We start from the raw sequence: 12175 nt of genomic DNA on the forward strand, positions 1-12175 counted from the left end.
CTACACGGCCCGGCGCAGCGCGTCGATATCGGCGCCCTGGATCGCGTCGACATGGCGCGCGATCCTGTCGGCCTCCCAGTCCCACCAGCGGATCGCCAGCAGTTCGGCCACGATCTCGGGCGCAAAGCGCATCTTCACGACGCGGCCGGGATTGCCGGCGACGACCGCATAGGCAGGCACGTCCTTCGTCACTTGCGCCCGCGTGCCGATGATCGCGCCGTCGCCGATCGTGACGCCCGGCATGATCACCGCCTCGCGCCCGATCCAGACATCGTTGCCGATCACCATGTCGCCGCGATTGTTCGGGCCGGGGCGCTTCAAATCCGAGGGATCGCCGAGGCCGAACATCTGGAAGGGATACGTCGAGAACCCGCCGATCGGATGGTTGGCGCCGTTCATGATGAACTGCGCCGCCTGCGCGATCGCGACGAATTTCCCGATGATCAGGCGGTCGCCGATGAAGTCGAAATGATAGCGCACGCAGCGGGCGACGAAATGCTCCGGCCCGCGCGAGTCGTCATAGTAGCTGTAGTCGCCGACCGCGATCAGCGGGTGGTCGACCACCGCCTTCAGGAAGGCCGTGCCTTTCCAGCCGGGGATCGGGTGGCGCGTGCTCGGATCGGGTAGCGGCATCGTTTCGATGGTGTTGGCTTCAAAAGCGAAGGGCGGGAAACCCCGCCCTTCGATCACTCACTTCTTGTTGCTGTTGGCGGGGTTGGGTGCGCCGCCGGCTGCTGCCGGCTTCTTGCCGAACATGCCCTTGAGATTGTCGAACAGTTCGATCTTCACCCCGTGCTTGCGCATGATGTAGCCCTGCTGGATCACCGAGAGCAGGTTGTTCCAGCTCCAGTAGATCACCAGGCCGGCCGGGAACGAGCCGAGCAGGAAGGTGAAGAACACCGGCATCCAGGTGAACATCATCTTCTGCACCGGGTCCGGCGGCTCCGGGTTCATCTTCATCTGGATGAACATCGTGATGCCCATGATGATCGGCCACAGGCCCAGATGCAGGAAGGCCGGCGGGGTGAAGGGCAGCAGGCCGAACAGGTTGAACAGGTTCGTCGGGTCCGGCGCCGCGAGATCGTGGATCCAGCCGAAGAACGGCGCGTGCCGCATCTCGATGGTGATGAACAGGATCTTGTAGAGCGCGAAGAACACAGGAATCTGCAGCAGCACCGGCCAGCAGCCGGCGACCGGATTGATCTTCTGCGTCTTGTAAAGCTCCATCAGAGCCTGCTGCTGCTTCATCTTGTCGTCCGCGTAGCGTTCGCGGATCGCCGTCATTTCCGGCTGCAGCGCCTTCATCTTCGCCATCGAGGCGTAGGACTTGTTGGCGAGCGGGAAGAACAGGATCTTCAAGAGCACCGTGACCAGCAGGATCGCGACGCCGAAATTGCCGACATGCTTGTAGATCCAGTCGAGCACGAAGAAGAGCGGCTTGGTGATGAAATAGAACCAGCCCCAGTCGATCAGCAGCTCGAAGCGCTTGATGCCGAGATTCTTCTCGTAACCGTCGACGGCCGCGACTTCCTTGGCGCCGGCGAAGAGCCGGGCATTGGCGGAAGCGGTGGCGCCCGGCGCGACCGCGACGCTCTCGCCGAGGAAATCGGCCTGGTAGGTATGGCCGGTGCCGGTCTGGACCGCGGAATAGCGGCCGTCATACTTGCGCTGCTGGTCGGGGATGACCGCGGCCGCCCAGTACTTGTCGGTGATGCCCACGAAGCCGCCGACGGCGTCCTTCCAGACCTTGCCGGTGGTCCCCGGCGAGAGCAGCGGCTCCTTGTCGAGCTTGTCGTAGGTGTATTCCTGCAGGCCCTGCTCGCCGAGATTGCCGACGAGGCCCTCGTGCAGCACGTAATAGCCCAGCGTCACTGGCTTGCCCTGGCGGACGATCTGTCCGTAGGGGAACAGGTTCACGGCGGCGCTGCCCTTGTTCTCGACCTCGTCGCGGATCGTGAACATGGCGTTGTCATCGATGCTGATGACGCGCCGGAAGGTCAGGCCCTGGCCATTGTCCCAGCTCAGCGTCACCGGCTTGGCCGGGGTCAGCACCTGGCTGTCGGCGGTCCAGACCGTCGTCGCGTTCGGCAGTGGGATGTTGCTGCCCGGCGCCGCGACCCAGCCGAAATCGGAATAATAGGCGTTCGGGCCGCCGAGCGGCGAGAGCAGGACGATATTCGCGCTCTTCGGATCGACGGTTTCGCGATAGGCCTTGAGAGAGACGTCGTCGATGCGCGCGCCGGTCAGCGAGATCGAGCCGCTGATCTTGGGCGTATCGATCCGGAGGCGCGGGCTCGCGGCCAGCGCCTGTTCGCGGGTGCCGAGGGTTTGCGTCGCAGCGGTGCCGGGCGCGGCCGAGCCTGCGGGCTGGCCGGGAGCGGGGACGGAGCCGGGAGTAGCCGGCGCCTGCTGGCTCTGGGCCTGCTGTGCTTGCTGCGCGGCCTGCTTCTGCTTTTCCATCTGCGGCACGCCGTAGAAGAACTGCCAGCCGAGCAGCACGACCACGGACATGACGATCGCGAGAAGCAGATTGCGGTTGTCTTCTTTCATCATGGTCGGAAACGGATCTCGCTTGGTCCGGTAAAGGCGCGGCGGGTCAGGCTTGCGAAGGCGTGCCGCGCTTGGGGGGCGGGCGGCGCCTGTCGGCAAAGGCTGCTTCACGCGGCTTGTGAGGCTTTGCCCGGTCGATGGCAATCGAAAGATCGGCGACGAGCGTCTGAAATTTGGCGCCGAGCACGTCGGAGCGCGCGACGATCACGACGTCGCAGCGCCGTTCGGTCTGGCTGGCGAGCGCCTGCTTGGCCGCTTCGCGCAGGCGCCGGCGGATGCGGTTGCGCTTCACGGCATTGCCGGTCTTGCGCGAGGCGGTGAGGCCGAGCCGCAGGGCCACGGGTTCGCCGCCCTTGCGGGGCTCGTCGGGCGCGGCATCGCGCACCTGCGCCATGAAGGCGGACGAACGAAAACGGCGGCCGTGATCGGCCGCCGCCAGGAATTCTTTGCGTTGCGTCAGACGGGCGAGGCGCATGGCGATTGGCCTGTCTTCCGAAACCGGCGCGCTATCGTGACGCGCCAGGGCTCGTCAGGCCGACAGGCGCTTGCGGCCGTGGGCGCGGCGAGCGGCGATGACCTTGCGGCCACCCTTGGTCGCCATGCGAGCGCGATAGCCGTGGCGGCGCTTGCGAACCAGCTTGCTGGGTTGATAGGTTCTCTTCACGGTCCGTCTCCGGGGCCTTTATGAGCACGACGGCCGCGGCTTTCCGGGGAAAGCATGGCCAACCGAGCCTGTCATGCGATAAGGGTCGGCGCCGCCTTTCGGCTGCGCAGGTCGCGGGCTTATGACGGATGGACGACACCAAGTCAACGCCAAACTGGCAGATTTGACGCCGGCTGCGACGAAGCTTCGCGGCCTCGCGATGCCGGCTTGCGATTCTCCGAGACATCCCCGATATAGCGGGCGGGAGGTTGGCGAGGGACGTCTCACTCGCCAACCGGGTCAGGTCCGGAAGGAAGCAGCCCTAACGAGACCGAACGGGTCTTCGTCCAGCCTCCCACCTCATGCGCCCATCAAAGCGCCGGACCGGATTGCGGAACCGGCGCGGCGCCATTGACCCTCGCCTCCCGATTGGCGAAACCAGTTTCCATGACCGACCCAATCGACGCCGCCTCTGCTGACGAACCGGGATTCGCCGGTTTCGATCCGGCGCCCGCGCCGCAAGCCGCCGCTATGGGAGCGCCCGCGCCCTATCGCGTGCTCGCGCGGAAATATCGGCCGGCGCATTTCGGCGACCTGATCGGCCAGGAAGCGATGGTGCGCACGCTGACCAACGCCTTCGCGGCCGGGCGCATCCCGCAGGCCTGGATGTTGACCGGCGTGCGCGGCGTCGGCAAGACCACGACCGCCCGCATCCTGGCGCGCGCGCTGAACTTCCAGACCCCTGACGGGCAGGGCAGCCCGACCACGGACCTGCGCGAATTCGGCATCCATTGCCGCGAGATCATCGAGGGCCGCCATATCGACGTGATGGAGATCGACGCCGCCTCGAACAACAGCGTCGACAACATCCGCCAGATCAACGACGCTGTGCGCTATGCGCCCGTCTCCGCGCGCTACAAGGTCTATATCGTCGACGAGGTGCACATGCTCTCGACCGGCGCCTTCAACGCCTTCCTGAAGACGCTGGAGGAGCCGCCGCCGCATGCGAAGTTCATCTTTGCGACGACGGAAATCCGCAAGGTGCCGATCACGGTGCTGTCGCGCTGCCAGCGCTTCGACCTGCGCCGCGTCGAATCCGACGTGCTGGTCGATCATCTCGCCAATATCTGCCGGGCGGAGAGCGTCGATGCCGAGCAGGAGGCGCTCGCTGCCGTCGCCCGCGCCGCCGAGGGTTCGGTGCGCGATTCCCTCTCGATCCTCGACCAGGCGATCGCCCATGCGGCGGGCCGGATCACGCTCGACGATATCCGCTCGATGCTCGGCCTTGCCGACCGGGCCCGCGTGATCGATCTCTTCGAAGCCGTGATGAAGGGCGACATCGCCGCCGCGCTCGGCGAATTGCGCGCGCAATACGATGCCGGCGCCGATCCGGTCGTGGTGCTGAACGACCTCGCCGAGTTCACCCATCTCGTCACCCGCCTCAAGCTCGTGCCCGAGGCGGTCAAGGACAACAGCCTCGCCCAGGCCGAGCGCGTGCGCGGCGGCGATTTCGCCCAGCGCCTTTCGGTCCGCATCCTCGCCCGCACCTGGCAGATGCTGCTCAAGGGCATTGCGGAAGTGAAGCAGGCCGATCGGCCGGTCATGGCGGCCGAAATGGTCCTCGTGCGCCTCGCGCACGCCGCCGACCTGCCGACGCCGGATGAGGCGCTGAAGATGCTGCGCGATGGTACGGGCTCCGTCCCCGCCGGCAACAGCGGTGGCAATGGCATGGGCATGCCGCGCCCGCCCTCAGGCGGCGGCAACACCGCGCTCGCCGCCCGCCCGATCCTCGCCAGCGCCAATCCCGCCCCCACCCCGGTCGCGCGCACCGTTGCCGCGCCGATGGCGATCGTCGCCACGCTGGAGGATGTCGTCGCGCTGGCCTCCCAGCACCGCGACATCACGCTCAAGATCGCGTTGGAGCGCGATATCCGGCCCGTGCGCTTCGAGCCCGGCCGCATCGAGTTCTCGTTGGCCGAGGGCGCTTCGCGCACCCTCGCGCAGGACCTGTCGCGTCGGCTCAAGGAATGGACCGGCCAGACCTGGATGGTCGCGGTCGTCAATGACGAGGGCGGCGCCACGATGCGGGAGCAGGCGGCGGCCGCGAAGGACCAGCGCGAGAGCGATGCGGCGGCTCACCCGTCGGTCAAGGCGGTGCTGGAGCGCTTCCCCGGCGCGCGCATCGTCGATGTCCGCGATCCCCGCGCCATCGCCGCGGCCGAAATGGCCGCTTCGACGCCGACCGAAGACGAATACCTGCCCGATGCCGAGCCCCTGTTCGACGATTCCGAACCGGATTTCGACGGCATCGATTTCTGACGATTGCGAGGAGGATTTCCCGTGCGTGACATGATGGGCCTGATGAAGCAGGCGCAGCAGATGCAGCAGAAAATGGCCGACATGCAGGCCGAGCTCGACAATATCGAGGTCGAGGGCGGCGCCGGCGGCGGCATGGTCACGGTGACGATGTCGGCCAAGGGCGCGCTCAAGGGTGTGAAGATCGATCCCAGCCTGATGGTGCCGGACGAGCGCGAGATTCTCGAGGACCTGATCGTCGCCGCCGCCAACGATGCCCGCACCCGCGGCGAGCGCGTCATGCAGGAGCGCATGGCCGAGATCACCAAGGGCCTGCCGATCCCGCCGGGCATGAAGTTGTTTTGAGCATGGCGCGAGCCGCCCGGAATGACGGGGTAGCCTGATGTCCCGCGCCATTGCCGGTCCCGAGATCGAAAGGCTGATCCAGCTCCTGGCCAAGCTGCCGGGGCTCGGGCCGCGCTCGGCCCGGCGGGCCGCGCTGCATCTCGTCAAGAAGCGCGAGCAACTGCTCGGCCCGCTCTCCGAGGCGATGGCGGTGGCGCGCGAGCGCATCGTCGTCTGCGCCCGCTGCGGCAATGTCGATACCAGCGACCCCTGCGGCCTCTGCACCGATCCGCGCCGTGACGATTCTCTGATCGTCGTCGTCGCCGACATCTCCGATCTCTGGGCGCTGGAGCGTTCGGGCGCGGTGTCCGGCCGCTATCATGTGCTGGGCGGCGTGCTCTCGGCGCTTGACGGCGTCCGCCCCGAGCATCTGTCGCTCGACGCGCTGGTGGCGCGGGCTTCCGATCCGGCGGTGAAGGAGGTCATCCTCGCGCTCAACGCCACGGTCGACGGCCAGACAACGGCGCATTTCATCACCGACCTCATGGCGCATCTGCCGGTCAAGGTGACCAAGCTCGCCCATGGCGTCCCTGTCGGCGGCGAACTCGATTATCTCGACGACGGCACGCTGGCCGCCGCGATCCGCCAGCGCACGGGCTTCTGAGGCGACCTCAGAACTTGTAGGCGACGCTGGCGCGGGCGCTGTGGGTCGAGAGGTCCTGCGAGCCGGTCAGGCCCGGGAAGGCGCCGGAGCTGGCGAAGCGGTTCCGCCCGAAATCGGTGTAGCGGTATTCGGCGCCGAGGATCAGGTTGTCGGTGAAGGCGAAGTTGACGCCGGTACCGATAGTCCAGCCGGTCCGTGCGCTCGTCAGCCGCTCGCCGAAGCCGCCGCCGGGCGTGAAGACGCGCCGCTCGTATTCGGTGAAGGAGACGCCGCCGGTGCCGTAGACCATCCAACGGTCGAAGGCGAGGCCGAGGCGGGCGCGGGCCGAGCCCTGCCAGTCCTGGCTGACGCGGGCGGAGAGGCCGATCCCGTCGAAGCGGCTGCGGTTGTCGAGGGCTTCGACATCGCCCTCGATGCCGAGAACGATGCCGCCGAGCTGGTAGTTGAAGCCGGCATGCGCGCCGCCGAAGGCGGTATCCTCGCCGGCACGGAAGCTGACGGGGGCGAAACCGCCGCCCGGTGCACTGATCCGTACCCGGCTGTCGCCCCAGGCATAGCCGCCCTGAAGGCCGGCATAGAAGCCGCTCCAGGAATAGAGCGCCGGCAGGTCCGGAGCCGGCGGCAGGGCGATCTTGCGCAGGTCGGCCGCTCCGGCCGCGCCCGACAGCAGGATCGCGAGGCCCGTCAGGCCGGTTCTGAACAGCTTCGTCATCGGGCGTATCCGGAAGGACAGACAAGCGCCTGCCGCTCGCGGCTGCGCCCCGCCATAACGAAGCATTAAGGTTAACAACCGGCTAAGCCGTGCCTTCCCGGGTTCCGCATCGGAACGATTGCGGCCGGATGCGGTTGCTCGCATGCTTGCAGGCGTGAACTGGCTGCGGAGAAACGGGTCCGACATGGCTTTCCTGAAACGGATCACGGGCGCCGCCGGGATCGGGGTCGCGCTCGGCTATCTGTCGGGATTGCTGTCCGACAAGCTCGGGCGGCATCGGGAGGAAGCGGTGCGCGGCCGGCTGGCGAAGACGCCGCTGCAGATGACCTGGCTCGGCTGGAAGGACGTGCTGCTGCGCTTTGCCGGCAACGTCGCCGAGAACCGCCTCTCGTCGCTGGCGGGTGCGGTCGCCTTCTTCACCCTGCTCTCGCTCGTGCCGGCCTTGTCGCTGATGGTGACGCTCTATCGCTACTTCACCGATCCCGGGACCATTGCCGAGCAGCTCGACACGGTGACGACGATGTTCCCACAGGCAGCACGCGAGCTGATCCACGAGCAGGCGGTCAGGCTCTCGACCCAGTCCGGCTTCGTCCTGTCCACGACCTTCTATGTCAGCCTGCTCGTCGCGGCCTGGTCGGCCAATGCGGCGGTGAAGGCGATCTTCGACGCGCTCAACATCATCTATCGCGAGACCGAGAAGCGCAGCTTCCTCAAGCTCAATGCGATCTCGCTCTTCACCACGGTCAGCGGCGTCGTCCTGCTCACGGCCGCGCTGATCGCCATCGCCAGCCTTCCCGTCGTGACCGCGCTGTTTCCCTTCCATTCCGAGCTGGAGCGCCTGATCGGGCTGGTGCGCTGGCCGGCCTTCTTCGTCGTGGCGACCTTCTCGATCGCGATCCTCTACTGGATCGGCCCGAGCCGGGAGCGCATGCGCTTCATCTGGGTCATGCCCGGCGCCATTGCCGCCGCTCTGCTCTGGGGCGCGGCCTCCTATTGCTTCTCCTGGTATGTCTCGACGCTGGGCAATTACACGGCGGCCTATGGCTCGCTCGCGACCGTCGTGGTGTTCATGACATGGCTCTGGCTCTCGGCGATGATCGTGCTGGCCGGCGCCGAGCTCAATGCCGAGCTGGAGCACCAGACGGCACATGACACCACCACCGGCCGGCCGAAGCCGCTCGGCCAGCGCGGCGCCACGATGGCCGATCGGGTCGGCCCGCCCAGGGCGGAGTGATGCTCGACCCGCAGGGCACGCGTCAGGACGATCTGCGCACCGGCAAGGGGCCATGGCGCCCGGCCCTGGTGCGGCCCGCGGGACAAGAGATCAAGGCTGACACGCGTTGCGACATCGCCATCATCGGCGGCGGCATCACCGGGGCCCTCGTTGCCGAGCACCTGACGGCGATGGGCCGCGACGTCGTCCTGATCGACCGCGAGCGGGAAGGCTTCGGCAGCACGGCGGCTTCGACCGCGATGCTGCAATGGGAAATCGACCTCCGATTGTCGGAACTGGCGGCATTGCATGGCTTCGCCGCAGCCGCCGAGGTCTATCGGTTGAGCTTCCAGGCGGTTGCGGGCCTGCGCGGACTGGCCAGTGAACTCGCGCTCTCCTGCGGGTTTTCAGCCCGCCAGACCGTCTATCTCGCGGCGGGCGAAAGTGGCCCGCGCGAACTTCGGGAGGAAGCCGCCCTGCGCGAGCGCGCCGGGTTGCCCGGCAGTTTCGTCGAACACCCCGCACTCCGCGAGGCCTTCGGCTTCGACCGGGCGGCGGCCATCGTCTCGCCCGGTTCGGCTGAGGCCGACCCGCTCAGCCTGTGCCACGGTCTCCTCGGAGTATCCGTGCAACGCGGAGCGCGATTGATCCGCGACGAGGCCGTGGGCTTCGACGGGGCCGGTCGCTCGGCCGCCGTCACCCTCGCGAGCGGGCGGGTGGTCGAGGCCGGCAGCATCGTGCTCGCCACCGGCTATGTCATGCCCGACATCGTCAGGGACGATCTGCATCGTGTGGCGTCGAGCTGGGCGATCGCGACGGTTCCGCAGGTGCCGCAGGTGCTCTGGCCCGGACCCGCGCTCGTCTGGGAGGCGTCGGAGGATTACTGCTACTGCCGCACGACCACGGATGGCCGTATCGTCTTCGGTGGCGAGGATGAGGATTTCGACGATCCCGACCGGCGCGACGAGCTCGGCCCGTCGAAAACCAGGGCCTTGCAGGCGCGGCTGCACGCCCTGATCCCGCAGGCCAGCCTTGATCTCGATCATGCCTGGTCCGGCGCCTTCGGCCAGACCGGAGACGGCCTGCCATTGATCGGGCGCGTGCCCGGCCATCCGCGCCTGCTCGCGGCCTATGGCTATGGTGGCAACGGCATCACCTTCAGCTTCATGGCCTCGCGCCTGATCGGGGCTCTGGTCAGCGGGCGGGAGAAGCGCTGGTTCCGCCATTTCGCCATCGATCGGCCGCGCCCCGGCTGAAGCCCGTCATTGCAGCCATGCAATCGCAGTCTTGCCGGCCGGGTGGGCGACAAGATCGGGCGGAAGCGCCATCTTGAGGCTGCGGCCGGCAGGGTCGCCGCGAAAGGATTTGCCATGGTCGCAACGATCGAACGGACGGCCTCCGCCGCCATTCTCGAAGCTCACAAGGCGCCCATCTTCATCGGCGCTGTGACGCTGCGGGCGCATGATCTCACCGCGCTGACCGCCTATTATCGCGATGCGATCGGCCTTCGCGTCATCCGGCAGGATGCGGCAAGCGCCGATCTCGGCGTCGGCGGGCAGGTGCTCGTTCGGCTGGAAGCCGGCGCGGCGCGGCCGACCTCGACTGCCGGCCTGTTCCATCTCGCCATCCTGTTGCCGTCCAGGCAGGACCTCGCCAACTGGCTGAGGCATGCGGCGATCACGCGGATTCCCCTCGAAGGCGCCTCCGACCACCTCGTCAGCGAGGCGCTCTATCTCTCCGATCCCGAAGGCAACGGCATTGAGATCTATCGCGACCGCACGCGGGCGGAATGGCCGCGCAAGCCCGATGGCGGCATCGCCATGGCGACCGAGCGGCTCGATCTCGACAAGCTCTTGAGCGAAGCTGACGAGGCCGCCTATGCCGGCATGCCCGAGGGCGCCGGGATGGGCCATATCCATCTGCGCGTCGGGGACGCGGCGGCAGCCGAGGCCTTCTACCGCGACCTGCTCGGCTTCGACCTGATGGTGCACTATCCCGGCGCGAGCTTCCTCGCCAGCGGCGGCTATCATCACCATATCGCCGGCAACATTTGGGGCAGCCGCGGCGCAGGCCCGCGCCGGCCCGGCGAGGCCGGGCTCGACCGTTTCGAGCTAGTCGCCCGCGACGAAGCTGATTTCGCGGCGATGCGCCAGCGCATTCTGGCAGCCGGCGGGAACGAGTCCGATGGCGCGCCGACGGTCGCCGATCCCTGGAACAATCGATTGGTTCTGGTGCGCTGAGACGTCGCTAGCGCGTCAGCAGATGCGAGCGGCGCGTCCCGCTCGTATCGGGCGCAAAGCCGTTGGCTTCCCAGAAGGCGCTTGCGCGCGGATCGGCGGCGCGCAACGAGAGCCGCGGCGCCAGATCGAGCCCCTGCTGGATCAGTGCGGCAGCCAGCACGTGCCCGATGCCGGCGCCGCGATGCAGCGGCCGGACATAGACATGCCGGACGCGCAGCAGATCAGGCGCAGGGTCGTAAGGGTCGGGCGTCAGGGCGCCGATGCCGGCGAGCTCACCCTCATGGAAGGCGGCGAAGGTGACGAAGCGCTCGTCCCCACCACCATAATGGCCGGCGAGCCATTCCTCGCGCAGCCCCTCGATGAAGCGGTAGCTTTCCGCGCTCGCCTCATGGCGCAAGGCCTCGAAATCGTCCGGCAGGCTCTCCGCCAGCCGGACGATCTGGATGGCCGTTGCGGTCACAGCCCCTCGAACAGAGCGCTGGAGATGTAGCGCTCGGCGAAGGAGGGGATGATCACCACGATGGTCTTGCCGGCGTTCTCCGGCTTGGCGCCGACTTCGAGCGCCGCCGCGACGGCAGCACCCGACGAGATGCCGGCCGGGATGCCCTCGCTCCTGGCCAGCGCACGCGCCGTCTCGAACGCCGTCTGGTTGCCGACGGTGACGACCTCGTCGATGATGCCGCGATCGAGGATGCCCGGCACGAAGCCGGCACCGATTCCCTGGATCTTGTGCGGGCCGGCCTGGCCGCCCGACAGGACGGGAGAATCCTCCGGCTCGACCGCGACCATCTTCACGCTCGCCTTGCGCGCCTTCAGCACCTGGCCGACGCCGGTGATGGTGCCGCCGGTGCCGACGCCGGAGATGACGATGTCGACCGCGCCATTGGTGTCGTTCCAAATCTCTTCCGCCGTGGTCTTGCGGTGGATCTCGGGATTATGCGGGTTCTCGAACTGCTGCGGGATGATCGAGCCTGCGATCTCGGCCTTGAGCTCCTCGGCCTTGGCGACGGCGCCGCGCATGCCGCCGGGGCCGGGGGTCAGCACCAGCTCGGCGCCGAGCAGGGCGAGCATCTTGCGCCGCTCCAGCGACATCGTCTCCGGCATGACGAGGATCAGGCGATAGCCGCGGGCTGCCGCGACGAAGGCGAGCGCGATGCCGGTATTGCCCGAGGTCGGCTCGATCAGCGTGCCGCCGGGCTTGAGCGCGCCGGAAGCCTCCAGCGCATCGATCATGTTGACGCCGATGCGGTCCTTCACGCTTGAGATCGGATTGAAGAACTCAAGCTTGGCGAGGATCGTCGCCTTGACCCCGCGCTCGGCCGGCAGGCGGTTGAGCTTGACCAGCGGCGTATCGCCGATCGTGTCGGTGATCGAGTTGTAGATGCGTCCGCGTCCGGGCGCCTTCGTCGTCTTCTGTGCTTCGGCCATGACATGACTCCTCTGGACGAGAGAACGTTCGGTCGCGACGCTAGATCAATTCACAGAATCTGTCGAATAAAGAAATAAATCACAT

Annotated in this window: 13 protein-coding genes and 1 other RNA gene; 7 read left to right on the forward strand and 7 right to left on the reverse strand. The window is 67.4% G+C overall.

The window, feature by feature from the left end:
* From NUV79_RS11035 to rpmH, 4 genes are read right to left on the reverse strand one after another with little or no spacing between them, the layout of a single operon-like run.
* Complete coding sequence (locus NUV79_RS11035) at positions 1-642, reverse strand: CatB-related O-acetyltransferase (protein ID WP_374679226.1); 642 nt, start codon at positions 640-642, stop codon at positions 1-3.
* 48 nt (positions 643-690) lie between these two features.
* The gene (yidC, locus tag NUV79_RS11040) at positions 691-2550 is read right to left on the reverse strand and encodes a membrane protein insertase YidC (RefSeq protein ID WP_257733277.1); all 1860 of its coding nucleotides are present in this window, start codon (positions 2548-2550) and stop codon (positions 691-693) included.
* Between the two features lie 46 nt (positions 2551-2596).
* Entirely contained in the window at positions 2597-3025 is a 429-nt protein-coding gene (rnpA, locus tag NUV79_RS11045; RefSeq protein WP_257733131.1) for a ribonuclease P protein component, read from the reverse strand.
* A gap of 54 nt (positions 3026-3079) precedes the next feature.
* The gene (gene rpmH / locus NUV79_RS11050) at positions 3080-3214 is read right to left on the reverse strand and encodes a 50S ribosomal protein L34 (protein WP_038364779.1); all 135 of its coding nucleotides are present in this window, start codon (positions 3212-3214) and stop codon (positions 3080-3082) included.
* 242 nt (positions 3215-3456) lie between these two features.
* On the opposite strand from rpmH, the gene ffs reads away from it, so the two are divergent.
* The 4 genes from ffs to recR all read left to right on the forward strand — a co-directional run bounded on the left by ffs (position 3457) and on the right by recR (position 6497).
* Positions 3457-3553: signal recognition particle sRNA small type (ffs, locus tag NUV79_RS11055), an RNA gene on the forward strand.
* 87 nt (positions 3554-3640) lie between these two features.
* Positions 3641-5512 (forward strand): DNA polymerase III subunit gamma/tau, encoded by a 1872-nt coding sequence (locus NUV79_RS11060; protein ID WP_257733133.1) that lies wholly within the window; start codon positions 3641-3643, stop codon positions 5510-5512.
* Between the two features lie 21 nt (positions 5513-5533).
* Complete coding sequence (locus NUV79_RS11065) at positions 5534-5854, forward strand: YbaB/EbfC family nucleoid-associated protein (protein WP_257733134.1); 321 nt, start codon at positions 5534-5536, stop codon at positions 5852-5854.
* A gap of 37 nt (positions 5855-5891) precedes the next feature.
* Complete coding sequence (gene recR / locus NUV79_RS11070; protein WP_257733135.1) at positions 5892-6497, forward strand: recombination mediator RecR; 606 nt, start codon at positions 5892-5894, stop codon at positions 6495-6497.
* Between the two features lie 7 nt (positions 6498-6504).
* Here the strand turns inward: recR and NUV79_RS11075 are convergent, their stop codons facing one another.
* Positions 6505-7209, reverse strand: a complete 705-nt coding sequence (locus NUV79_RS11075) for an outer membrane protein (protein WP_257733136.1) — start codon at positions 7207-7209, stop codon at positions 6505-6507.
* A 184-nt stretch (positions 7210-7393) separates the two neighbouring features.
* On the opposite strand from NUV79_RS11075, the gene NUV79_RS11080 reads away from it, so the two are divergent.
* The 3 genes from NUV79_RS11080 to NUV79_RS11090 all read left to right on the forward strand — a co-directional run bounded on the left by NUV79_RS11080 (position 7394) and on the right by NUV79_RS11090 (position 10662).
* Complete coding sequence (locus NUV79_RS11080) at positions 7394-8443, forward strand: YihY/virulence factor BrkB family protein (RefSeq protein WP_257733137.1); 1050 nt, start codon at positions 7394-7396, stop codon at positions 8441-8443.
* Complete coding sequence (locus NUV79_RS11085; protein ID WP_257733138.1) at positions 8443-9678, forward strand: NAD(P)/FAD-dependent oxidoreductase; 1236 nt, start codon at positions 8443-8445, stop codon at positions 9676-9678. The genes NUV79_RS11080 and NUV79_RS11085 overlap by 1 nt, the downstream gene beginning before the upstream one ends.
* 114 nt (positions 9679-9792) lie before the next feature.
* Positions 9793-10662: a VOC family protein gene (locus NUV79_RS11090; RefSeq protein WP_257733139.1), complete on the forward strand. Its 870-nt coding sequence runs from the start codon at positions 9793-9795 to the stop codon at positions 10660-10662.
* A 7-nt stretch (positions 10663-10669) separates the two neighbouring features.
* Here NUV79_RS11090 and NUV79_RS11095 read toward each other — a convergent pair whose 3' ends face one another.
* Positions 10670-11122, reverse strand: a complete 453-nt coding sequence (locus tag NUV79_RS11095) for a GNAT family N-acetyltransferase (protein ID WP_257733140.1) — start codon at positions 11120-11122, stop codon at positions 10670-10672.
* On the reverse strand, positions 11119-12090 hold the full coding sequence (gene cysK / locus NUV79_RS11100; RefSeq protein WP_257733141.1) for a cysteine synthase A: 972 nt from the start codon (positions 12088-12090) through the stop codon (positions 11119-11121). Before cysK ends, NUV79_RS11095 begins: the two co-directional genes overlap by 4 nt.
* Positions 12091-12175: the final 85 nt, after the last annotated feature.

The organism is Allobosea sp. 47.2.35, assembly GCF_024655635.1.
GTDB lineage: Bacteria > Pseudomonadota > Alphaproteobacteria > Rhizobiales > Beijerinckiaceae > Allobosea.